The sequence below is a fragment of the Rhizobium sp. WSM4643 genome, assembly GCF_025152745.1.
In the GTDB taxonomy this organism is placed as follows: domain Bacteria; phylum Pseudomonadota; class Alphaproteobacteria; order Rhizobiales; family Rhizobiaceae; genus Rhizobium; species Rhizobium leguminosarum_I.
The window spans coordinates 3,470,325-3,492,579 of sequence record NZ_CP104040.1 but is presented as its reverse complement, the minus strand read 5'-3'; the positions used below and the strand labels follow the sequence as shown (position 1 = coordinate 3,492,579).

Genomic DNA, 22,255 nt, shown 5'->3' with positions numbered 1-22,255 from the left:
TGATGGGGAGTCGATAGTGAGATGATGCAGGTTGAAAGCTCGGGTTGACGTGTTGGCTCTTGTCTTCATGCGCGTCGTCCCAAAACCGCTGCGCATTTTTGGACGACTTGCATTAGACTTCGGTCTCGGAGGCATTCCTCCAGTATTTCCAGCCTTCACCCTGTATGAGCCCGTGATCGGACAGGTCCTTCCAGCTTCTGTAGGTCCCCGTATCGTCATGGACGAAGTCATCCATGTCCTTGCCTGAGGAGTATACGGTGTATTCTTCCGTATGTTGGGACCGGTGTGCCGCATCGGCAACCTTGTGCACGAAGGTCGACAGAAACTTGAAATGCAGAAGGGCGCCGGATACGCCGAGCGCTCCTCGCATGTCGCCCAAATTCAGCGAGAGCGGCCAGACCTGGTGTGATGATTTGAGAAACAGACGTTCACCCGCCACATAGACGAGAGGTATCTTGTTGAGCGCGGGGCCGTCCCACAGCCGGTCGTGGAAGTAGACCCGCCCGCGAACGCCACCCTTGATCCATATTGTCCGGTTGCGTTTGTCGAAATGCGCGATATAGCCGGATCGGTCGAAGAGATTGCAGACCTCGAGCGGGTTGCGACCGGGTTCGCAGATGTTCTCGAGAACGGGATGCGGGCTATACATGTCGATCATGACCGAGCGGAGCGAGTGGCCGCCCATGGATTCGATATAGGCGGTCAATTGATCGATCGGCCGAGTGTCGCAATGGGGATAGACCAGAAATTCATCTGCATCAACGTACAGGACCCACTTCTCCCGGCAGTGCCGGTTGATAACTTCGTTGATCCAGTCGTTTCCGAATCTCGCCGCCTTGTAGGACCCATGAGCGGAAAGAAGGGAGACGTCGTCGAAGCTGGACAGCAACTCGGCTGTGCCGTCGGTCGAGCCGTTATCGATGCAGATGAAGTGCTCGAAGCCGAGATCACGATAATACTGCAGGAAGAAGGCCAGCCGGTGCCCTTCGTCGCGGATGACGCAGATGACGACGTGGCGCGCCTGCTCGAGCCCGCTGCGCAGCAGGTCATAGCGAACCTGCCGAGCCTTGAGCGACCGGCGCAGGCGGGCTTTCAGATAATGCGAGATACTGGCGGCGGAAGCGCTATAACTCATATTCTGTCCTGAACATTATCCATTCCTGGAATGAATGGATGAATACTTGCGCTTCCGTCTGCAAGTCCACGGCTCGACCGGCGACGCTGAGTTCAGTTTCGCGAACATTCAGGACGGACCAGCAATACATCATCATACAGCGTAATCGCCAACCAGCAGGCTCTGAACCCGAGGATTGAATTCGTTTTTCTCAATCGCGTGTTCGATGCGCGCCCGTATCGATCGATATTTATACAGCATCTTACGGTCGAAGCTTATTCCGCGATACAGAGAGTTGTAAATCGGATGTGCTTTGCGCAAGTCGACGTACACTTGGCTTTCTTTATCGGTCCATGGAAAGAAGGTTCCGTGCCATGGCTTCGGATGCGCCATATAATGGACGATCGACAAGGAGGACATGGTCACCAGATGAAGGAACTGTTTGGGAAAGTTCCACCGGTTCGATACGAGGATGAGCGATGAACCGCAGACATAATTCAATGCGCCCTGATCATGTTTGCCCTCGCAGGCCTCGGGATTTTTAGCAAAAAGCTCAAGCGCCTCCTGTCCGATCCAGCCGTTGCGATGGAATTTCAGGACCCCTGCATTGAAATAGTGGCTGTCCTTTCCCGTGTCGAGGAAGTCATGGATCGCCGTGTAATCGCGTGCCGCGAAAAACCTGCCTTCGGGCACTGTTGCACTTTCGAAAGCACCCAGATCGCTGACGATCTGGGTATCCCCATCGAGGTAGATGATCTGGGTATAATGGGCAGGCAGGATCTCGCAAAGGACCAGCTTGGCCATCGTGCTGACGCTGATGCGCCCCTGGAAATGCGAACTGTCGAGCTTGCCGAGCGAGTCCTGCAGCGCCTCAGTCGCATCGATCAATATGACCCTGCTCGTTGCGAGCAGGGCTTTCAACTCTTCGAAATTGTCGAGATGTTCCGACATGAGGACGCAGACATCGGTCACGGGGCTTGCGAATTTGCGAGCCTGAAGCGCCGAGAGAATGGTCGGAAATGAATATTCGACATCCGTGACGTAGACGACGCACTGATTATTCATGTCATCACCCTTCCGATTGTGCGCAATACGATTGAATCGGCATTGTCTTTGCGAGGCGAGGGAACAGTTGTGAATTGAGCCGACAGGTCTGTCATATGAAGGCCCTGTTCAGTATATATTGCCGACATCCAGTCCAATGGTGCTGAATCGGTATCTGGCTGACGGCGGCTTTTGCGTGTTTCATTGTTGAGGTATTCATTGAGGAATGCCTTGTCTGTCATAAGGCTGTGTTTCGACATATCGTTTCGCGGTACGACGATTGGTGCCGGGACGTTTGGTGGAATGCGGAGGGGAGGGGGATTGTCATGTTGATCACCATACTTGTGGCAGCCGTCATTTCGATCGCTGCCGGGGCTTCCATCCGCGCCTGGGCTTTCGCAATTTTTGCGTTTCTCGTCGCAATCGGCTTCGGCAGTGTGGCTTTCGTCGACGGGTCTTCGGTGATTGCGGCAATCCTCTTCGGTGTCGCCATTCTCTCGCTCATGGAAATCGGCTATCTGGCGGGCGTGTTCCTCTCGGGGTTTTTGCGACGCAGTGCCAGGCTGCGGGAAAACAATTCCGCTGCAGATAGCGTCGCGACCACCCGTGAGCGCCCGCAAGGCTAATATCGACATGGAATCCGCCGCATAGCCTTCTGCGGATGGCCTTGCAGGACGGCGTTCGTTCGCCAGTTTGTTTCTACAGGAGATTCTTGAAAGATGCGGCGTGGCCGGCTGGCTTCGGCCCCGTGCCGGCACGCCAACGGCTTGATGAGATTGCCATGCTACGCCATGGCGGAGCTCCACAGCGGGCGTCATCGTGTTGAAAACATCGGCGCTCTCATCAGAGATGTCGATGTCCCCAGTGGAGTCCGGTTGGCAAGCGATCGGGTCGCGCGGCGTGGCGAGGTATTGGTTGCCGCCAGGCAGCCGGCCGCCAGGCCGGCCGTGGTGCTGAACAGCAAACCGAGATCGGTGCCGCTTCCCGATATCGCCGCCGAGGCGACCTGGGCGATGGATGCCATCACCGCCGCGTTTCCGATCGCGTGCATCTCCCGATTGCCTGACCTATGCCGGCCGGAGGCTCTCACGAGGCTGTACAGGAAGGCGGCGAAGAGAAGAGTGCCGGTCAATCCGACATTGGAGAGCAATGCAGCGATGAAACTCGAGGCTCGAACCGTGCCGAGCCCGGCGCCGAAGGTGGCAGTATCGACGAATGCGATCAATGCCAGCGTGTTCCAGGCAGTGCGCTCTTCGCCGGATTGCGATTGAAGCTTGTCCGACAAGGTGGTGTTCACCAGGCCGGCAATGGAATCCCACGCATCGGGGACAAGGCTGAGCGCGACGATGGCGCAGGGAATCAAGAACAGCGTGATCACCAGGAGTGCCACGTGCGGGGTCGTGGCCGGGCCGCCGATCAGTCGTTTCAAGCAATAGAGCACGAACATGCAGACAACGAAGATGCCGGCGATATAGGCGGTTGTTGAGGTGCAAAGGACGATCGTCGGGCCGATAAAAAGCGTTGCAAGTCCCGCCATGCGGCTTTGGACGCGCTCCAGCCAAAGCATGAGCGTGAAGGAAAAATAGGTCAATGCGACCGCGCCATAAGTGCTTGCTTCGGGAAACGGACCGACGATGCGTTTGAAGCCGCTGATGGTCTCGGCCGTATGCATCGTATAATTCGCATTTCTGATGACATCGAGCAGGTAGGACTGGTCGGTCAGGAACGTTCCGATATCGACCAACGCCAGGGCAAAACATGCGATCGAGGCCACGATCAACTGCAGTGCGATGAAACGGGCATATCCGAGCCTGGTAAGCCCCGAGATCGCAGCAAAGCAGGCCAGATCGCCGAGCAGATAGACGGACTGGCTGAGATTGGACGAACCCGGCGACAAGGGAGCGGCCACCGTCGACATCATGCCCGTGGCGTCTCGTGCAGAGGAGTAGACCAAGGTCGCGCCCGCAAAGATGCGGGGCAAGAAGAAAGAGGATGCTACGGAAAACAGGATGTAGCAGGCAAACCAGAAACCAGGACCCGGATAGGCGAGACTGGTCAGCATGGCCTGTGTTTGAGCCGGGCGTAACAGGGCGGCGGCCACGAGAAAAAGTACCAGTAGATGGCTTGGCTGGATGCTGCTGCCGCCGAGCGCGGGCAATTGGAGAGCCGCTGCGGCCCCCAGCAGCGTCGACAGGCAAAGGGTCGCGACCGCAAAACGCGCGCCGTTGACCATGCCGAGCAGGCCAAGCAGCAGAACGATGAAACCGATCGGTTCTATCGACATGCTTCAGACCCCGATCCGGACGGCGAGCGGCGGAGGCATCGGTTTTGCCGAAGACCGGCTTCCACCTTTCGGCGCGATGCTTGAGGCGGAAGCCGCCAGCTGTCGTCGATGCTCACAACCGCCCCCTAATTCGATCCCGTCTGGGATATCCAGCCGGCAGCCGCTTGATTATCGCCTGCCACATTCGACAGCGGGACGGTCGAGCTTTGCTGCGGTGCGGACTGCAGCTGCAGCGGAGGCGACGGCGTCTGAAGGTCGGTGTCGATGCCGATTTCGACGACATCATGCGGCCGCAAGGTGGTCGTCTCGTCCGCCTCGATATTGCGATAAGTCCCGTCTTCGTTGCGACGCACGATCCTGTAGTTCTTCTGCGCTCTGCCAAGACCCGGCGTTTCCGTATTCATCTGGGCGAGTTGCGCGCTGTAGCCAGCCTGCTCGCCCAGAAGCTGGGCCACCTGGATATCGATCGCCGCTCTGCCGATCGCCAGATTGACCTGGTTCAGCAGTTCCTGGTTTTCGCTGTTCTGCCGATTGACGATATTGATCTTCGAGCGGTCGGCTTCGCTGAGCCCCTGGCGAGCCGTGGTCAGGGCGACTTCGAGATCGATCAGGGTGCCTTGCGCATCAGCGACCCCGCGGTCGACCGAGACCTGACGGGAATTGCTGACCAAGCCCTTGCTCACCAGGCTGTTGACATTGTCCAGTTCCTTCTGCGCGAGGTCGATCTGCCGTTTTTGCGAATTGATCTTGGCCTCGAGAGACTGGACCTGCTGGCCGTAGAGACGGCTGAGGTCGCTTGCCGCTTCGATCTGGCTTTCGATATCGACGCGTCGCAGCCGCATCAGGTTCAATTCCTGCGCCTTCAGCTTGTCCACATCGGGCGTTCCGGCGAGCTCGGCAGGGATCTCGAAACTCTGTTCGCCGGCAATCTCGGCGCGCAACCGCGCCTGGCGCATCAGAAGATCGCGCCGGTTGAGAATGGCGGTTCGATAGGCGCCGGCGGCCTGGATCCGGTCGCGCTCGAAGACGGTATTTTCCTCGCGCTCCCGAAGGAAGCCGCCGGCGATGCTGACGGCCTTCATAACCGTCATATCGGCCTCAAAAGCATAGCGCCCAGGGGTCTGCACGGTTCCGGTTACGAAGATCGGTGCATGTTGAGCGATCTCCACCGCGATGAACGGTTTTCCCGGCAGTTCGGCCTTTTCGGAGAGCGCAGTGGCGATCGCATCGGAAACCTGTTCCGTCGTCTTGCCGATCGCCTGCACCTGGCCAGCGATCGGGATCGCCAGATTGCCGGTATCATCGACCGTATATGTCCCGCCGAGTGCCTCCCAGCTGGCATACCGGGCATCCGAAGATCGCCATTCGACGACACGCAGTCGCACCTGATCTTCCGGCACGAGCGTATAGTTTTCCGCATGAGCGACGCTCCAGCCGGTTACGCAGGAAGATACCAGCAAGGCAAGGGCGGCGGAGATGAGGCGATCGGACAAGGATGTGCGCTGCATGTCTGCTATCTCCTTTTCGTTGCGATCGGCGGCGAAGGCAGCTCGCGCGACGAGGGATTGCCGAATTCGAGAATGCGGGACGGAGAGGCGCGGCCGATAAGAAGATCGGACAGGGCCAGCAAATTGCCGTTCAAACGTCCCCAACGGTCGACCAAGCGATCATTGAACAACAGGCCCCGCGTATTCGCCAGGATGTTACGGCCGATCTGTGCAACGGCACGGCCCTTCGACATCGTGCCCTTGCGGGTCAGGTAGACAGGATTGGCAACCTGCGAATAGCCGAGTCTTCGGCCGGGCTGGCGCCCGGATCTGACGCCGAGGTGCACCCCGCGGGCACCTTCGACACGGACGGACCTGCCATAGCGGGCGATGGACCGACTGAAATCGACATCCTCGAGCCAGCCGTAGAGCGGCAATTGTTCATCGAAGGCCAGCGCGTGCTCGAGAATGGGTGAAAGGCGAACCGCCATATTGCATCCGTAGGCGTTATAGACATCCGTCACCTGCACGGCTCCTTCGGCCGCAGTTTCAAGAACCTGCAGAGCGTTTGACATGCTGAGGCCGCCGTCGAGGATGCCATCGGCCAGAACTTCGCCGGTGGCGATCGCCACGTCGGGGTTTGCCGCAAAGACGGCCGCCATCCGCGACAGGAAGGTCGCGGCGGGAATGAAGTCGTCATCCAGGAAGATCAGAACATCCGTATCGGCAGCGGCCGCCTGGATGATCCTGTTGCGCTGAGAGGTCAAGCCGCGGCTGCCGACGGTGACTTCCACGTCGCGCCGGTCGGCGAGCCCGGCTGCGTCGTCGATCACGGGCACGCAGACGATCAGCCGGTTGGCCTGATCCTGCAGGGCCGTGAGATAATCCACCGTCTCCCGCAGTATCGAGGGCCGGCCGGCCGAAGCGATCCCGACGGCCATTCGCAACGGGCGCTTCGCGTGCCCGGCTATGGCTTCAGCGCCGCAAGGAACAGGCGCCGGTCCGATCGGGCTGTCCTGCCTGGTTGCTTCTGCCGAAGGTGAGGTCATGACTCTATTCTTTTCGGTGCATGATTGATGATCGCGCCGAGGATCTCCGCGCCGACATTCCGCAGGGTGTCGATGACGCGCATGGTGTCGTCGATCGAGGTGCGCCCGTGCGACGTGACCACGAGGACACCGTCCAGTTCCGGCGCGATCGCATTGGCATCCGGCGACGCGGAGAATGCGGAAATGTCGACGAATATGGCGTCGAACTCCTTTTTCAGTTCGGCGAAACTCAACTGCGTGCGGCGCGAACTGAGGCGTATGGCTGGCGTCACCGCTTCGACTTTGCCGAGGGGAAGAAATTTCAGCGTCGGGGTGAGGGCCAATGCCGCCGTCTGGATCAGTTCGCCATTTTCGAGAACGTCGACGAGACCTGTGGAACTATGCGGGGCGATCGATTTGCTGAGCGACGATTTCTGTGCGGCTGCATCGATCAGCAGCGTGTGAGCGCCTGATATCGAGGACAGCACCGCAAGTTCGCATGCTATGGTCGACGCCCCGCCGCCGGGATTGACGGCGACGATTCCAATGACGACCCGGCGTTTGCGCCGAAGACCGACGACTGTCGCGCTCAGTTCCGCCATGCCCGGGATGACAGGATAGGCGGCTGTGCTGCTGCCGGTACCGGCAGCAAGGAAACGTGCAGGATGACCATTGCGGATCCGCCTCGATGTCGCTAGCAAAGTGACAAAGGGCAGTCCGCCGGATTCCGCGATCTGATGGGGACGGATGATCCGGCGATCGCCGGCGTGCCTGATCATGGCGAGTGCCAGCCCGACGCCAAGACCAACCGCCGACGCAAAGGCGATAATGAGCGCGCTGCGTGGTCTGGCCTTCGAAAGCGGCAGTGTGGCCTGCGAGACGATCGTGGCATCGGACACCGGGTAGGTGATGCGCTGTCGGGCTTCCGTCAACTGGTTCAAGGTATTTTCGTAGAGGGTGCGGCGGGCGTCCGTTGCACTCTGCAGCTCCGCAAGCTTGAACTGATCGCGCGGGTTGCTTGTAAAGCTGGCCAGGGCGCTGGCAGCTTCGGCCAGTCCACGCTGCTGCTCGCTTACGAATCTTGCCAGCCATTCGCTGTATTGCCGGGAGGCATTGGCCTTCATCGCGATATTCTTCTGGATATATTGCCTGGCGAGCATATCGGCGATGTCGACGGCCCTCTGAGGGGTCGACGCAGCAGCCGAGATCTCGATGATCGTCGAGCTCCCGACCCGGCGTATTCCTATCATGTTCAGCAGAGTAGCGATGGCCCGATCCTGGATCCGATCGTCCTCCGCCTGCGGCTGTGCCTGGCGCGGCCCTGTGCCTACTGCTTCCTGCGATTCCGGATCTGATTCAGAGGAAATCCCCATCAACCAGTTCTTTGCTCTATCCTGCAGCGAAGGCGCCTGATCGACAAAGCCAGGATCGGTATCGAGACCAAGTGCCCTTACCGTTTCGCCGATGACATCGCTGGATCTGGCGATCTCCAGCTGTCCCTCTATGAATGCGTCTTCGGCGAAAGACCTTTGTGCTTCGGTGCCGCTCACCTGAGGGAAGATCACAAGTTGCGTGCTGGCAACGAAAGTCGGCTCGGCGCTCAGCACATAGATCCCCGCCATTGCGAGGAAAACGAGCGTCGTCGCCACAATCCATCGCCAGCGCATCCTGAGAAAGAAGAGCATATCTCGCAAGGTCAGCGGCGAATTCCCGCCAGTGGCTGCGGCGGGCAGAGATATCGGAGAAACACCGCTGAAGATCGTGCTTGAGGTCATGTCGTCCTAATCCAAAATGGCGAGATCACGGAGCAACCAGGGAGTGGCAGCTTGGAGGGACGGGGGCAGCGTGTCTTCCGATTTCACGCATGGTCGGCAGCTTCCCCTGAATGCTCAGTAAGAGCCGCGCTGCGAAAACAGAGCGGGAATGGTCTTGGCAATGATGACGAAGTCCCGGCCGAGCGACCAGTTGGCGAGATAGTGAACGTCGAGGGAAACCCGGTACTCATAACTGACATCGTTGCGCCCGCTGGTCTGCCAGTGACCGGTCAGGCCCGGGCGGACGGCCATGTAGGCCCAAATATGCTCGCCGTAGCGCGGCAATTCCTCGGCCGTGATCGGCCGGGGGCCGACAAGGCTCATGTCGCCACGCACGATATTGATCAGCTGGGGGAGTTCGTCGATGCTCGACCGCCTCAGGATCTCGCCGACGGCTGTAACCCTCGGATCGTCCTTCAGCTTGCGTGTCTCTTCCCATTCGCTTCGCGCAGCCGGGTTGTTTTGCAGCAATTCGGCAAGCTGAGCGCTCGCATCGGTCTTCATCGTGCGAAACTTGAGGCACCCGAACGGCGCTCCGCCGACGCCGATACGCGTATGGGAATAGAAGACCGGGCCGCGGTCGCTCATCTTCACGATTATTGCGACGATCAACAGAAGCGGGGAAAGGAGGATCAGCGCCGTGATTGCGATGAAAAGGTCTATCGCTCGCTTCGACGATCTGCCTGCGGCACGAGGCCGGGACGAATGGAGATCGCCGTCTTTCGCGGACCGTCCGACACGCGACCAGGCCTCGAAACTATGTGCTTCCCATGTCATCGATGGTCTCCAAAACATTCCGATTAAGAACCGTTCAAAGTTTGCTGCGCCGCACTCTGGTTGTCTGTTACCAAGGTCATAATCCTTAATAAATTGTTTATGCTACTAACGGGCAATCGAGAGTTTGGATTACACCATGACGGCCTTCTTTTCATTTCAAACGACAATCTAAGCTAATTCGGGACGATTATCTTCTGATACTTATTTATCAGTTTTGATATCACCATTTCGATTATTGCTGTTTTTAATTCAGTAAGCCATTTTAATAGGCAGTCATATTCGATCAAACGGCGGTTTTTTGGCTCAACTGAGATTTTGAATTCAGTTCGTGATGTATATTTTGTTTTGAATCTAAATAGATGCTTTATCTTTACGTAAAATTTCGCTGATGTTATTTGACTCTCATATTAAGGCAATATAAATGATGCAGTGCAGCATTTTCTATGGTTATTCGAGTATTCGGAGTTATGCGCATGGATGGGGCGACACACACATCAGATCGCAGGGCCGGCATCGGCAAGCCGGCGATATCGGCTAACGGCAGCATTCATCTCAACAGCCGCATCGTCATCGACGACGAATTTCTTTCCTGCCGGTCGAGCGTCCGGCGGTTCCGGCGCGGCGAAGTCATCGCCGGGGCCGGCGTCCTCGTCGATACCTTCGCGCGCGTCCATTCGGGGGTGGTCAGCGCCAGTACGATGCTGCCCGACGGCAGGGAATTCATCGTCGAGATTATTCCGAAATCCGGCCTCATCGGCGAGCTCGAGGTCCTGCGTAGGCAGACGTTGAGTCTCGAATACCGCGCCGGTTCCAACTGCGAACTGCATTTCTTCGAAGGCCGGCTGCTGCGCGATATGTACGCCAGCGATCCAAGCTTTCGCGAAAAGGTTTTCTCCAGGGCGCTGGCGCGTATTTCAGAGCTTGAACTCCGGATCATTGCCAATGCGGCATCGAGCCTGCAGTCGAGGCTGGCCAGCACGCTGCTGCGGCTCTCCGCTGTTTATGGAAAAGATGCGGCAAATAGCGGCGACGAACTAATCATCTCGCAAAATGACCTGGCCGCGACGCTGCCGGCGTCCCGCGAGAAGGTCAATCAATGCCTGCGGCGCCTGCGGGAAAACAAGATCATCGACGGCGGGCAGGGCAAGATCCGCATTCTCAACCGCAAGGCGCTGGAGGCGTGTGCCAACGGCGCGGTTTCGGTGAAGTGATGCGCCCATCGCTTCCCGAGGCTCTCCGATCCGCAGCAAGCGTCGGCCGTTTTCCCGGCCCAGGCACGACAAAGATCGATCGCGTGGTCATCATCGACGACTATTCGGTGGCCAGAGGCGGCGCGACGGCGCTGGCGGTGCTGTCCGCCAAGCTTTTTCGGGGGCTCGACATCCCCGTGACCTACATTTGCGGGGATGACGCCGCCAATGTGGAGCTTGTCGCGCTCGGGGTTTCGATGGTCGGTCTGAACAGCCGCGACCTGCTCAGCGCCGAGCGTGCGAAGGCTTTCGTGACCGGCATTCACAACGGCGCCGCCGTCCGTATGGTGGCGAACTGGATTGCCGCAAACGACACCGCCAATACCGTCTACCATGTCCATGGCTGGCACCAGATCCTGTCTCCGGCGATTTTCAGAGCACTGGCGCCGGTCGCCGGACGATGCGTGGTTCACGCGCATGATTTCTTTACCGCCTGCCCCAACGGCGCCTTCTTCGACTATCAGGCACAGGAAATCTGCCTTCGACGCCCGCTCGGCGGAAGCTGCATTGCGACGGCTTGCGACAAGAGAAGTTATTCCCACAAATTATGGCGGGTCGCCCGCGGCTCCAATATCCTACGGCTGCTGAAGGATCAGGCCGATTTCGGCCGAATCATCCTGCTGCACGAGAAGATGGCTGGTTTTCTCGTCGGCGCCGGATATCGGCCCGAACGCCTGACGACGATCCGCAATCCCGTTGCTCCGCTATCCATCAATCGCATCGAGGCGGAGGCCAACGACGAATTCGTGTTCATCGGGAGGCTGGATGAGGAGAAGGGCATAGAGGACGCCGTGGCCGCCACGCGCAAAGCCGGCGTCCGGCTCTGCGTGATCGGGGACGGGCCGCTGATGCCGCTGGTCGCAGCTTCAGGAAATCACGTCAGGGCCGTCGGCTGGCAGTCGCATGCGGAGATCGGCCCGATCATCCGCAAGGCGCGCGCACTGTTGATGCCGTCGCGCTATCCCGAGCCGTTCGGTCTCGTCGCTATCGAAGCGGCCAGGAGCGGTCTGCCGGTCATCATGTCGCGCAGCGCCTTTCTCGCCGAGGAAATGCAAAGAGCCGGCATGGCGCTTGCCTGCGATACGGCTGACGAAATCGCCTTTGCCGATACTTTGACGAGATTCAGCCAAATGCCGAGACATGAGGTCCGCGCCATGAGCGAGCGGGCTTTCCGGCTGTCGCCGGATCTCGCCTCGACACACGAGGAATGGCGCGACGCGCTTCTTGCCGAATACCAGAGCCTGATTTCGGCGAATGCGGTTCCCGAGCTGACAGACGGTGTGGTGATACAAGGAGTATTGAGTTGACTCTTAAAGCAACAACCTCTCTTCCCGACGCGAGGGCATTTCTCGGCGATGCCCCTGTCATGGCGAAAAGACGTGTCACTGATGCCGGAGGCGCGAGCGACACAAAGCAGCTTCGTGTCGCCATCGTGCATTATTGGCTCGTTTCGATGCGCGGCGGCGAGAAAGTCGTCGAAGAGCTGTGCCGCATGTTTCCGCAGGCCGACATCTTCACCCTCGTCTGCAACCGGGATCGCATCAGCGATTTCCTGAAGACGCGGAACATCCGCACGTCCTTCCTGCAGAAGATCCCCGGCGCGCAACGGCATTATACCAAGATGCTGCCGCTGATGCCCTTCGCGCTCGAGCAGTTCGATCTGCAGGACTACGATCTCGTGCTGTCGAGTGAATCCGGACCCGCCAAGGGCATCATCACGCGCGCCGACGCGCTGCATGTCTGCTACTGCCACTCGCCGATGCGCTACATTTGGGATCAGTTCCATGTCTACCGTCATGGCCTGCCCTGGGTTGGGCGCGCTTTGATGTCGATCACCGCGCCCATGCTGCGCGCCTGGGACGTGACGACGTCCTCGCGAGTCGATGTGTTCGTCGCCAATTCCGATTATGTCGCAAGCCGCATCCGCCGCTTCTACGACCGGGAATCCATCGTCATCCATCCGCCCGTTGCGACGGACGATTTTGCGGTGGGGAAGGGAAAAGGCGAATTCTATCTCTATGCGGGTCAGCTGACCACCTATAAGCGGCCGGATATCGCCGTTCGCGCCTGCACCGAGGCCGGGCGGAAGCTGGTCGTGATCGGCGAGGGAGAACAATTGGCTTATCTGAAGTCGATCGCCGGACCGACCGTTGAGTTTCTCGGCCACCAGCCCTTCAACATTCTGCGCGACCACCTGTCGCGATGCCGCGCGCTGTTGTTTCCGGGCACGGAGGATTTCGGCATCCTTCCGGTGGAAGCCATGGCATCCGGGCGGCCGGTCCTGGCTTTCGACGCCGGCGGTGCCAGAGAAACCGTTTCCTCGCCGCAGGTCGGTTTTCGCTTTGCGCAGCAGACCACGGAAGCTCTGTTGGAAACGATGGCGGCGTTCGAAGAGGTGGAGGACGATATCGATCCGCATGCCATCCGCGCGCACTCGCTGAAATTCTCTTCCACCGTGTTCCGCGACCGTCTGTCCAACCTGATCGAACAACAACTGTCCACCCATGGCGACCGATCCGCCGAGGTCTTCAGAAGACGGCCGGGCTGACGGAAAAGGACGGAGCTGCCTGTTTGCCGCTGCCACCGAAACCGTCTCAATCCGTCGACGAGGAATAGAAGATAGATCATGTCAAGCGTATCTCAGAAGACGGCGACGGCGAGTATCTGGACAATCGGCGGAAAATTCCTGGCGCGACTGCTCGATTTCGTCAGCCTCCTGGTCCTCGCAAGGCTTTTGAGCCCAGCAGATTTTGGCCTTGTCGCTATCGCGACCTCGGTTCTGGTCATCGTCGAGACAATCCTGGACCTGCCGCTGACGCAGGCCCTGATGCGCCAGCCGTCGCCTTCTGACGATATGTTTGCCACGGCCCTTACCCTCAGCCTGCTTCGAGGCGTGGCCATCAGCATACTGATGATGATCATTTCCTGGCCAATGGCTCTGATCTACGACGATTCCCGGCTTTTCTCGCTTGTCGCCGTGCTCTCCATCGCGCCTGCGATGCGCAGTGTGATCAGCCCACGCATGGTTCTGTTCATGCAACGGTTCGATTTCAAACGCGAGTTCGCACTCGATCTCATCACCAAGGGTTCGACACTGCTGTTCGGTGTCGGGGTGGCGGTCGCGACCGGCAGCTATTGGGGACTGGCGATCGGCGCGGTTGCAGGCCCGACCGCCGCGGCGATCACCTCCTATGTCTTTGCGCCGATGCGACCGAGGTTCAGCCTTTCCGAGTGGAAGCACTTTCAGGACATGATCAGCTGGAACACCGTGTCGCAGGTGCTGAGTTCGATCAACTGGCAACTGGACCGGCTGCTTTTGCCACGCTTTACCGGCTTGTCGACCTTCGGCGCCTTCAGCGTCGCCGACAATATTGCCGGTATTCCATACCAGACCTTTGTTGGGCCATTGTTGCGCCCGCTGATGGCGGCATTCTCGACCGTCGATGACCGTCGTAATCTGATCACTGCCTATCTGAAGGCGACGAACGCGATCACCTTCGTGGCCGCGCCCATCCTCATCACGCTGGCGCTTCTTGCCGAGCCGGCCGTACGGATCATCGTTGGCGAGAAATGGGCATCCGCCGCGCCGATTCTGCAATGGCTGTGCATCGTCAGTCTGCTCGGTCTTCCGACGAATATGATGCCGCCATTGGCCATGGTCCTGAATAAGACCCGTTATCTCGCTCTCCGGATGTTTGCCGAGTTCGCCGTCAGGGTTCCGGTCACCGTCCTGGGCATCGTCTATTTTCAGGTGGCAGGAGCATTGGGCGCGCGGATCGTGGCGGTGCTTGTCGCCTATGCCGCATCGCTTATCATCACGCGGCGGCTGATCGGCGCGACGTTTGCCGCTCAGTTGAACGCTTTTTTGCGGCCTCTGTCCGCGAGCTTGCCGATGATCGCTTTCCTGCTGTGGATGGCGCCGATGCTCGCCGCCATGCCTGTCGGCCTAAACCTTGTCGTCGGCCTGGCGCTTTGCGGCGGGGCAGCAGTCGCGATCTTCTGGGCCTTCGCGCTGTTGCTGTGGCAGGTTGTCGGAAGGCCAGACGGCATCGAGACCATCGTCGTCCAAAGGCTCATGCCGCGACGAAACGGGGTTCTCACCTTTTGATCGAGACAAGTGTAGTCCAACGATTGGTTTGGCGTTTTCGGAGGAGCAGGATGCGTTACGGGATATCTTCTAAGGCTCTGGGTTTGCTCATTGTTCTCGGCCTGGGGGCGTTGCCCGGGCAGCCCAGCGAGGCTCAGCAACTACTCAATATCAATGCGTACCAGCTAACGTTCGAGGAAAGTTTCGACAGTCTGGACGTCTCGGCCTGGGGGGAGAGAAGCTCCCGCTGGATCGCCCATACGCCCTGGAACGGCGATTTCGGTGACGCCAGGTTCACAGACCCGGCGCCGGGCTTTCCGTTTACCACCGATCAGGGAATTCTGAAGATCGAAGCGCGCAAGGAGGCCGATGGAACTTGGCGCTCGGGCCTGTTGTCGTCGGTGAACCCGAAAGGCGAAGGCTTCTCGCAGCAATTTGGTTATTTCGAAGCACGGATGAAGCTGCCGCCGGGCAAGGGTGTCTGGCCGGCCTTCTGGCTCATCGGGCTTGACCGGTCGAAATACACCTCCGAGATCGACGTCCTGGAATATTATGGACGCGCGCCCTACGAATTCAGCATGGGCTTTCATATCTGGCGTCAGAGCCAGGGCGGCCAGAACACGACCGGCGGCCATTGGCAAACCGTTCAGGACGGAATTTTAAACAACGAATACCACACTTACGGCGTCGATATCCAAGCTGACAAGACGAGCTTCTACTTTGACCGTCAGTTCATCTGGAGCTTCGATACGCCGAAGGAGTTCCACATGCCGTTCTATCCGCTGGTGAACCTGGCGCTCGGCTCGGGTTGGCCGATCGATGAAACGCCGAACCCTTCCATCCTGCTCGTCGACTATATTCACGTCTACCAGCGGAAGCCGACTGACGCAGCGAATTGAACAACTGACTGGAAAACCGTTCGGTCGCTAAAGCGCGTTGCGATCTTTCAGAGTCGCTCCTCGCGCTTTAGGTCCTAGTTTTTACGCATGTCGTTATCGTAAAACCGCTCACACTTTTCGGACGACATCATGCTCTAACTATATAATGTATAACAGGATTCAGATTTTAGGCCGATCCGGCCTAAAATCATCCTGTACTAACGGCCGCAACTGAGACCGGTTTCCGGGTCGAAGAGGTGCATTGCCTCCTCGTCGAAAGAGAGAGTGAGCTTTTCGTTGTCGCGGATTGGCGTTCGCGGCGGCAGGCAGGCCATCAGGCGCTGATTTCCGGCAAGGGCAGTGACGACGAGTTCCGGGCCGGTCAGCTCTGCGACCTCAAGGGTTGCCTCGATCGATGGGCCGGTGCCGTCCGTGCGAAGCGCCTCGGGACGGATGCCGAGGATAAGCTCGCCGCCATTGCCGGCCGCTTCTCGGAAACGGGCGTGCAGGGGCAGGATCGCATCGGAGCCTGAAAGCGCCAGGCGACCGTCACGCGCCGTCGCCTTCAGCAGGTTCATCGGCGGCGCGCCGACGAAGGTGGCGACATAGAGCGTCGCCGGACGGTTGTAGATCTCCTCCGGCGTGCCCAGCTGCTCGATGCGGCCGTCGCGCATGACGGCGATGCGGCTTGCAAGGGTCATTGCCTCGATCTGGTCATGGGTGACATAGACGACCGTGGTTTTCAGCATCTGATGCAGCCGCTTGATTTCGGTGCGCATCTCCATGCGCAGCTTGGCGTCGAGGTTGGAGAGAGGTTCGTCGAAAAGGAATACCTCCGGCTTGCGCACCAGCGCGCGGCCGATCGCGACGCGCTGGCGCTGGCCGCCGGAAAGCTGGCTCGGCTTGCGGTCGAGGAGGTTTTCGATTTGCAGGAGCTTTGCGGCATCGTGTACGGCCCTGTCGCGCTCCGGCGTCGGCACCTTGCGCATTTCCAGGCCGAAGCCGATGTTCCGGTGCACCGTCAGATTGGGATAGAGCGCGTAGGATTGAAAGACCATGGCAATATCGCGGTCCTTCGGATGTACGCTAAGCACCGAGCGGCCGCCGATCCTGACATCGCCGCTCGTCGCCTCGGCAAGGCCGGCGATGATGTTCAGCAGCGTGGACTTGCCGCAGCCGGAGGAGCCGAGCAGCACCAGGAACTCGCCGCTTTCCAATGAGATGTCGATGCCTTTCAGCGTCTCGACGTCGCCGTAGGTCTTGCGGATGTTCTGAATTTCGAGCGCGCTCATCGCACGGGCTCCTCAGGAGATGACGGGCCGCCATAATTGCGGGGAAGGGTGGAGATGGCGCGCGAGGCGACTGCGGTTCCCGCCTCCAGGCAGGACATCAGCGGCTCATCGCTTGCGAGCGCGGCGAGGAAGGCGGCGTTGAAGACATCGCCGGCGCCGATCGTATCGACGACCTCGACAGCGGGTGCCGCCACCGAAACCAACAGGCCGTCCGGCCCGATCGCGAGAGCGCCGTCCGGGCCCTGCTTGACGACGATGATCGCGCCCTCCGGCATATGCGACCTGATGTGACGGGCCGCCTCGATCGGATCGGCGATGCCGGCAAGCGTCGTCGATTCGACCTCATTCAGCAGCGCGATACCGCTGCGGGAGAGCCAGGCACGTGTCGCCGCGCAATTCTCGTTTGTCCAGCCGTCGAGCGGCCAGCCGGTATCGAGCGCGACGGTGATGCCATGGCTGTCGGCCCAGTCGAAGAGGGCGTCATAATCCGCTGTCAGGTCGTCGGTCAGGAACGAGCCGCAGAGAAGGGCGTAACCGCCGCTGAGGCGAGTGCCGTCGAGGGCCGCAAAGACGTCTGCCAGACTGAAGCGCGGCAGATGGCCCCTCGTCGTGAAGAAGGTGCGCTCGCCGTCCGGATGGGTAATGCCGACGGAGAGCGTCGTTTTCTCAGGACGGACCTGCCACTTGTCGGAACGGTGGCCGAAGGCTTCGCTCAGCCAGCGGCCGAACTGGTCGCTGCCGATATTGGCGGCGATCCCGAATTCGACGCCAAGCGCTTGCCAGGCGAGCGCGCTGTTGCCGGCGGCTCCGCCGACCCGCAATTCGTCATGATCGACGATGATTTCCGTCCCGGCCTTCGGCCAGGGGGCGGCCGGTCCAAGGATCAGGTCGATGTTGACGTTGCCGATGACTGCAAGCGGCCGCATTCATTCGCTCCGGGTGATCTTCGTGGAGCGGACTGGCGTTCCGGCATTCTCCAGGCGGGCATCTGCAAAGGCGATCATCAGCCGCTGGGCGACCGGCAGCATGGCGAAGATCGCGGCAAGACCGGTTGCAGGCGCAAAGCGGATCGTCACCGCGCCGGCGACCGGCGCTTCGCCCGAGGCGTCGAACAAGATGATCGGGGCGCCGGTCTCGACAGCGGATGCCGCCATTGCGGTGACCAGGCCGGCCGTTTCGTCCATGCCGCGGAAGAGCACGACACCGATGTCCGATCCCAGCATCTCCATCGGTCCGTGGCGCAGCTGGCCGCCTTCGAGCGAAAAGCAGGGACGGCGTGACAGCTCCGTCAATCCGAGCGCCAGCGCCTCGGCGACACCCTGCAGCCGGCGTCCCGACGTGACGATCGTCACGACGTTTTCGAGTGCCGAGAGGGCGGCGGTGATGTCATGGTCTTCAGGCGCCTTGAGGACGGCAAGTGCGGCGTCGGGATTTTCGCCGAGGGCGGCGAGGATAGCCAGATGCAGAGCGAAGGTCACCGTCAGGCTGCGGGTGGCAGCGAAGGCTAGCTCGGTGCCGCCGCTGCCGACCAGCGACGGGGCGGTTCTTGCGAGGAAGGAGCCGCCTTCGAGTGTCAGGCCGAAAGTCTCTTCCGTGCCGCCGGTCTCGTCGAACCAGCGCACGACCTCGGCGCTTTCGCCGGATTGCGAGGTGACGAAGATCGTCCTGCCGGCGATCGGCAGCGGCTGGCCAAGCTGCTCGGACAGCGGCAGGGCCACGGCATCGATGCCGTAGGCCCGATAGAGCGGCTCGACGGCGCGGTTGACGGCATGTGAGCCGCCCATGCCGATGAGCAGCAGCCTGCCGGTCTTTTTCAGCGAGGCGGCGGCCCTTGCCGCCATCGGCTGGGCGGCTTCATAGGAGGCGATCGCATCGGCATGCTGGCGCGCCATTTCGCGATCGATCGCGGCAAGTCCGGCCGGCCGGGTTCTTTCTGCTGTCATGTTCATCCCTTGACGCCGCCGCTGGTGAGCCCCGAAATCAGGGCGCGTTGCATGACAAGACCGATCAGCACCGGGGGCAGGGCGGCGAGCACGCCTGCCGTCGCAATCAGTCCGTAATCGGAAACGCGGCCGCCGGCGAGATCGGCAATGGCGACAGTCAGCGTCTTGGCGCGCTGGTCCGAGGTGAAGAGCAGCGCATAGAAGAATTCATCCCAGGCAAGCAGGAAGGCAAAGAGGCTTGACGTCGCGACCACGGGGGCCGCCAGCGGCAGCGTGATGATCCGCAGCGTCTGGAACAGGCCGGCGCCGTCGATCATCGCGGCGGATTCGATCTCGCGCGGGATGGAATCGAAACCCGATTTCATCAGCCAGGTGGTGAAAGGCGCAAGGATGGTGAGATAGACGAGAGCGAGGCCGAAGACGTTGTTCAGCAATCCGAGATGGGACAGGCCCATATAGAGCGGCACGGCGAGCGCCACCGGCGGCAACATATAGGTGGCGATCACCATCGACAGCGACCAGCCGACCGAAGGCGTACGCGACACAGCCCAGCCGGCCGGAATGGCGAGTGCGATGGCGGCGATCGTCGCCATGCCCGCCACTTCGATGCTGTTTCGCAGCGACGAGGTGAAGGCGGCGCCGGCGCTGTTTTCGAGCGTCGAGAGCAGCACGCCGTAGCGAGAGAAATCCGCTGTCTGCGGCCACCAGCGCAGCGGCTTTGCTGCAAGGTCGGCGGCCGGCGAGATGCTCATGATGAACAACCACAGGATCGGCGCCAGAATGACGGCGGCAAGCAGCAATGCACAGAGGTAAATGAAGGCGGAAAAGAGCGGGCTCTGGCGTTCCATCAGGCCGCACTCCCCGCCGTCCTGCGCACCAGAGCGGCGTAGCCGGCAGCAAGCAGCGTCACCAGCAGCGTGACGATCAATGCCAGCGAGGCGCCGGAGCCTGCCCGCTGGAAGGAGAAGGCTTCCTGATAGACGAGGATCGACAGCGTGCGCGTGCTGTTGGCCGGGCCGCCGCGGGTCATGACCCAGATGATGTCGAACACTTTGAAGGCCTCGATCGTGCGCAGCACCAGGGCCACCATCAAGGGCCCGGCGAGATAGGGCAGAACGACGAAGCGGAAGCGGGCGAAAGCGCCGGCGCCGTCGACCAGCGAGGCGGCAGTGATGTCGCGCGGCACGGCCTGGAGTGCGGCCAGCGCGATCAGCGCCACCAGCGGAAAATTCTTCCAGCAGTCGGCGACGATGAGGGCTGCCAGCGCCGTGCCCGGTTCGCCGAGCCAGGAGCGGTAGGCCTCCAGCAGGCCGAGTTGGGTCAGCGCGGCGTTCAGTGCGCCGTATTCCGGATTGTAGATCAGCCGCCAGAGCGTGGCGTTGACGACGGTCGGCAGCGCCCAAGGCAGGATCATCAGGGCGCGAAGTGCGGTGCGGCCGCGAAACTGCTGGTTCAGCAGCAAGGCTGCCAGAACGCCGATTACCATTTCGGCGGCGACCGAAACGATCGCGAACCATGCTGTGGTGATGAGCGTGCGCTGGAAATTCGAGCCGGAGATCATCTTCACGTAGTTGTCGATGCCGACGAAGTTTCCTTCCGTGCCGACGAGCTTGGCATCGGTGAAGGAGAGGCCGACGGTATCGATCAGAGGCCAGCCAATGACTGATATCATGACCACGAGAAGCGGCAGCATCAAAAGCCATGCGCGGGTTGTCAGCCAAGTGCCCGACATCAAGGCGACCCTTCTTCATTACAGGTTTTGGAGACCGGGCGACGGCAGGCGCCGCCCGGGTTTTCATGGCTTGATCAGAGGCCGCTATTGTCTGCGGCCGACTTCAGCGCGTCCTCGGGAGAGGACTGGCCGAGCAGCGATTCCTGGATCGCCTGCTGCAGCGCGGTCGAGAGTTCCTGATATTTCGGCGTCGTCGGACGCGGATACATCGCGGCCAGGCCGATCTTGGCGGCGGAAATCAGCTCTTCCTGGCCCTTGGTGACGGCTGGGTCCTCATAGGAGGACGCCCAGATCGGCAGGCTGAGCTTGGCATAGGCATTCTGCGTCGCCTGCGAGGTCATGAAGGTGATGTATTTCCAGGCTTCATCAGGATGCTTGCTGGCCGAGGTGATGCCGAGGCCCATCGAGCCGTTGACGGCGGAAGCCTCGCTCTTGCCGGCAACACCGGGCGCCGGCACGACGCCGACCTTGCCTGCGACCTTGCTGTCCTTCGGATCGTTGGCCATGTTGTACATGTAGGTCCAATTCAGCGCGAAGGCGGCATCGCCGTTTTCGAAGACCTTGCGGACGTCCTCTTCCAGGAATTCCTTGGAATTCGGATTGGTCAGGCCGGAGGAATAGCTGGAGACCATGTACTTCAGGGCATCGAGGCCGCCGCCGGTCTGGAAGGCCGGCTTGCCGTCCTTGAGGAAGTCGCCGCCATAGGCGCTGACGAGCGTGGTGTAGTCGCAGATCGCGGCTTCGGCCTGCGACCAGCTCCAGGCGATCGGCGTGGCAAGCAAGCCCTTGTCCTTGATCGTCTTCGCCTGTTCGGTCAGTTCGTCCCAGGTCTTGGGCGGGGTCTTGATGCCGGCCTTTTCGAGGATTTCCTTGTTGTAGAACAGGTATTTGGTGTCGAGGATCCACGGCATGCCGTAATATTTGCTATCATATTGCACAGTAGTCCAGGCACCCGGCAGCACGCCTTTCCTCATCTCGTCGGTGACGCGAGAGGAGACGTCGACCAGCACCTTGTTGGTGGCATATTCAGCCGGCCAGATGACGTCGAAGAGGACGACGTCATAACCACCGCCGGAACCCTGCGCCAGCACCGTCTTGTCGTGCAGGCCTTCATAGGGAACGAATTCGAGATTTACCTTGATATCGGGGTTCGCCTTGGCGAAGGCGTCGGTCATGGCGCGTACATCGGCCTCGCTATAGGCGGCCTGCGCCATGAAGAGCGCGTTCAGCGTCGTTTCGGCGAAAGCATGCGGCGCAAGGGATGCGCCGATCAAGGCCGCACCCAGAAGCGTCTTGTTAAAGGATTTCAGCATTGCAGCCTCCAGTTTTTGACATTTACGCATTACCGAGGGCGGTCCTCCGCCATCGGTGTTCGAGAAGGCACGCGCGGAATGCGTGCCGGTTCGTCGTCTCGGAGCGTCGTCGGAGCCCTTGCCGGCCTCCTGCGTTCCCTGGAACTCTCCGGTCCCTTATTAAGTCAAGTGTCTTGACTTATTACTTCTTCAACATTCTATTGGAGTCAAGA

The 22,255-nt window shown here is 60.2% G+C and carries 19 protein-coding genes; 6 read left to right on the top strand and 13 right to left on the bottom strand.

The window, feature by feature from the left end; translation table 11 throughout:
* Positions 1–112 precede the first annotated feature (112 nt).
* On the bottom strand, positions 113–1,135 hold the full coding sequence (locus N1937_RS17450) for a glycosyltransferase family 2 protein (RefSeq protein WP_017965914.1): 1,023 nt from the start codon (positions 1,133–1,135) through the stop codon (positions 113–115).
* Between the two features lie 132 nt (positions 1,136–1,267).
* Complete coding sequence (locus N1937_RS17445) at positions 1,268–2,179, bottom strand: glycosyltransferase family 8 protein (protein ID WP_170257918.1); 912 nt, start codon at positions 2,177–2,179, stop codon at positions 1,268–1,270.
* A 305-nt stretch (positions 2,180–2,484) separates the two neighbouring features.
* Between N1937_RS17445 and N1937_RS17440 the strand changes: the two genes are divergently transcribed.
* The gene (locus N1937_RS17440; RefSeq protein WP_026154331.1) at positions 2,485–2,784 is read left to right on the top strand and encodes a hypothetical protein; all 300 of its coding nucleotides are present in this window, start codon (positions 2,485–2,487) and stop codon (positions 2,782–2,784) included.
* 188 nt (positions 2,785–2,972) lie between these two features.
* On the opposite strand, the gene N1937_RS17435 is transcribed toward N1937_RS17440, so the two are convergent.
* From N1937_RS17435 to N1937_RS17415, 5 genes are all read right to left on the bottom strand, one after another.
* Positions 2,973–4,442: a hypothetical protein gene (locus tag N1937_RS17435; protein ID WP_260056624.1), complete on the bottom strand. Its 1,470-nt coding sequence runs from the start codon at positions 4,440–4,442 to the stop codon at positions 2,973–2,975.
* A 125-nt stretch (positions 4,443–4,567) separates the two neighbouring features.
* Positions 4,568–5,950, bottom strand: a complete 1,383-nt coding sequence (locus N1937_RS17430; protein WP_162117904.1) for a polysaccharide biosynthesis/export family protein — start codon at positions 5,948–5,950, stop codon at positions 4,568–4,570.
* Positions 5,951–5,955: 5 nt separating this feature from the next.
* Positions 5,956–6,978 (bottom strand): glycosyltransferase family 2 protein, encoded by a 1,023-nt coding sequence (locus tag N1937_RS17425; protein WP_260056623.1) that lies wholly within the window; start codon positions 6,976–6,978, stop codon positions 5,956–5,958.
* A complete protein-coding gene (locus N1937_RS17420; protein WP_260056622.1) occupies positions 6,975–8,732 on the bottom strand; it encodes a GumC family protein in 1,758 nt (585 codons plus the stop codon). The genes N1937_RS17425 and N1937_RS17420 overlap by 4 nt, the downstream gene beginning before the upstream one ends.
* Positions 8,733–8,846: 114 nt before the next feature.
* Positions 8,847–9,548 (bottom strand): sugar transferase, encoded by a 702-nt coding sequence (locus N1937_RS17415; protein WP_017965906.1) that lies wholly within the window; start codon positions 9,546–9,548, stop codon positions 8,847–8,849.
* Between the two features lie 473 nt (positions 9,549–10,021).
* Here N1937_RS17415 and N1937_RS17410 point away from each other — a divergent pair, with 473 nt between their 5' ends.
* The 5 genes from N1937_RS17410 to N1937_RS17390 all read left to right on the top strand — a co-directional run bounded on the left by N1937_RS17410 (position 10,022) and on the right by N1937_RS17390 (position 15,784).
* On the top strand, positions 10,022–10,759 hold the full coding sequence (locus N1937_RS17410) for a Crp/Fnr family transcriptional regulator (protein ID WP_026154330.1): 738 nt from the start codon (positions 10,022–10,024) through the stop codon (positions 10,757–10,759).
* A complete protein-coding gene (locus N1937_RS17405) occupies positions 10,759–12,105 on the top strand; it encodes a glycosyltransferase family 4 protein (protein ID WP_026154329.1) in 1,347 nt (448 codons plus the stop codon). The genes N1937_RS17410 and N1937_RS17405 overlap by 1 nt, the downstream gene beginning before the upstream one ends.
* Complete coding sequence (locus N1937_RS17400) at positions 12,102–13,346, top strand: glycosyltransferase family 4 protein (RefSeq protein WP_017965903.1); 1,245 nt, start codon at positions 12,102–12,104, stop codon at positions 13,344–13,346. The genes N1937_RS17405 and N1937_RS17400 overlap by 4 nt, the downstream gene beginning before the upstream one ends.
* Positions 13,347–13,424: 78 nt before the next feature.
* Entirely contained in the window at positions 13,425–14,906 is a 1,482-nt protein-coding gene (locus N1937_RS17395) for a lipopolysaccharide biosynthesis protein (RefSeq protein WP_260056621.1), read from the top strand.
* A 50-nt stretch (positions 14,907–14,956) separates the two neighbouring features.
* Positions 14,957–15,784, top strand: a complete 828-nt coding sequence (locus N1937_RS17390) for a glycoside hydrolase family 16 protein (protein ID WP_260056620.1) — start codon at positions 14,957–14,959, stop codon at positions 15,782–15,784.
* Between the two features lie 197 nt (positions 15,785–15,981).
* Here the strand turns inward: N1937_RS17390 and N1937_RS17385 are convergent, their stop codons facing one another.
* From N1937_RS17385 to N1937_RS17360, 6 genes are all read right to left on the bottom strand, one after another.
* A complete protein-coding gene (locus tag N1937_RS17385; protein ID WP_260056619.1) occupies positions 15,982–17,055 on the bottom strand; it encodes an ABC transporter ATP-binding protein in 1,074 nt (357 codons plus the stop codon).
* Positions 17,052–17,981 (bottom strand): PfkB family carbohydrate kinase, encoded by a 930-nt coding sequence (locus tag N1937_RS17380; RefSeq protein WP_260056618.1) that lies wholly within the window; start codon positions 17,979–17,981, stop codon positions 17,052–17,054. Before N1937_RS17380 ends, N1937_RS17385 begins: the two co-directional genes overlap by 4 nt.
* A complete protein-coding gene (locus N1937_RS17375) occupies positions 17,982–19,004 on the bottom strand; it encodes an SIS domain-containing protein (protein ID WP_260056617.1) in 1,023 nt (340 codons plus the stop codon).
* Entirely contained in the window at positions 19,001–19,846 is an 846-nt protein-coding gene (locus tag N1937_RS17370) for a carbohydrate ABC transporter permease (protein ID WP_260056616.1), read from the bottom strand. The genes N1937_RS17375 and N1937_RS17370 overlap by 4 nt, the downstream gene beginning before the upstream one ends.
* Positions 19,846–20,730 carry a carbohydrate ABC transporter permease gene (locus tag N1937_RS17365; RefSeq protein ID WP_170257927.1) on the bottom strand — a complete coding sequence of 295 codons (885 nt, stop codon included), beginning with the start codon at positions 20,728–20,730 and terminating at the stop codon, positions 19,846–19,848. Before N1937_RS17365 ends, N1937_RS17370 begins: the two co-directional genes overlap by 1 nt.
* 74 nt (positions 20,731–20,804) lie before the next feature.
* A complete protein-coding gene (locus tag N1937_RS17360; protein WP_260056615.1) occupies positions 20,805–22,043 on the bottom strand; it encodes an extracellular solute-binding protein in 1,239 nt (412 codons plus the stop codon).
* Positions 22,044–22,255 lie beyond the last annotated feature (212 nt).

Bases quoted from the DNA above. Each gene is read 5' to 3' on its own strand.
- N1937_RS17450 (WP_017965914.1), bottom strand. From the start codon at position 1,135: ATGAGTTATAGCGCTTCCGCCGCCAGTATCTCGCATTATCTGAAAGCC.
- N1937_RS17445 (WP_170257918.1), bottom strand. From the start codon at position 2,179: ATGAATAATCAGTGCGTCGTCTACGTCACGGATGTCGAATATTCATTT.
- N1937_RS17440 (WP_026154331.1), top strand. From the start codon at position 2,485: ATGTTGATCACCATACTTGTGGCAGCCGTCATTTCGATCGCTGCCGGG.
- N1937_RS17435 (WP_260056624.1), bottom strand. From the start codon at position 4,442: ATGTCGATAGAACCGATCGGTTTCATCGTTCTGCTGCTTGGCCTGCTC.
- N1937_RS17430 (WP_162117904.1), bottom strand. From the start codon at position 5,950: ATGCAGCGCACATCCTTGTCCGATCGCCTCATCTCCGCCGCCCTTGCC.
- N1937_RS17425 (WP_260056623.1), bottom strand. From the start codon at position 6,978: ATGACCTCACCTTCGGCAGAAGCAACCAGGCAGGACAGCCCGATCGGA.
- N1937_RS17420 (WP_260056622.1), bottom strand. From the start codon at position 8,732: ATGACCTCAAGCACGATCTTCAGCGGTGTTTCTCCGATATCTCTGCCC.
- N1937_RS17415 (WP_017965906.1), bottom strand. From the start codon at position 9,548: ATGACATGGGAAGCACATAGTTTCGAGGCCTGGTCGCGTGTCGGACGG.
- N1937_RS17410 (WP_026154330.1), top strand. From the start codon at position 10,022: ATGGATGGGGCGACACACACATCAGATCGCAGGGCCGGCATCGGCAAG.
- N1937_RS17405 (WP_026154329.1), top strand. From the start codon at position 10,759: ATGCGCCCATCGCTTCCCGAGGCTCTCCGATCCGCAGCAAGCGTCGGC.
- N1937_RS17395 (WP_260056621.1), top strand. From the start codon at position 13,425: ATGTCAAGCGTATCTCAGAAGACGGCGACGGCGAGTATCTGGACAATC.
- N1937_RS17390 (WP_260056620.1), top strand. From the start codon at position 14,957: ATGCGTTACGGGATATCTTCTAAGGCTCTGGGTTTGCTCATTGTTCTC.
- N1937_RS17385 (WP_260056619.1), bottom strand. From the start codon at position 17,055: ATGAGCGCGCTCGAAATTCAGAACATCCGCAAGACCTACGGCGACGTC.
- N1937_RS17380 (WP_260056618.1), bottom strand. From the start codon at position 17,981: ATGCGGCCGCTTGCAGTCATCGGCAACGTCAACATCGACCTGATCCTT.
- N1937_RS17375 (WP_260056617.1), bottom strand. From the start codon at position 19,004: ATGAACATGACAGCAGAAAGAACCCGGCCGGCCGGACTTGCCGCGATC.
- N1937_RS17370 (WP_260056616.1), bottom strand. From the start codon at position 19,846: ATGGAACGCCAGAGCCCGCTCTTTTCCGCCTTCATTTACCTCTGTGCA.
- N1937_RS17365 (WP_170257927.1), bottom strand. From the start codon at position 20,730: ATGTCGGGCACTTGGCTGACAACCCGCGCATGGCTTTTGATGCTGCCG.
- N1937_RS17360 (WP_260056615.1), bottom strand. From the start codon at position 22,043: ATGCTGAAATCCTTTAACAAGACGCTTCTGGGTGCGGCCTTGATCGGC.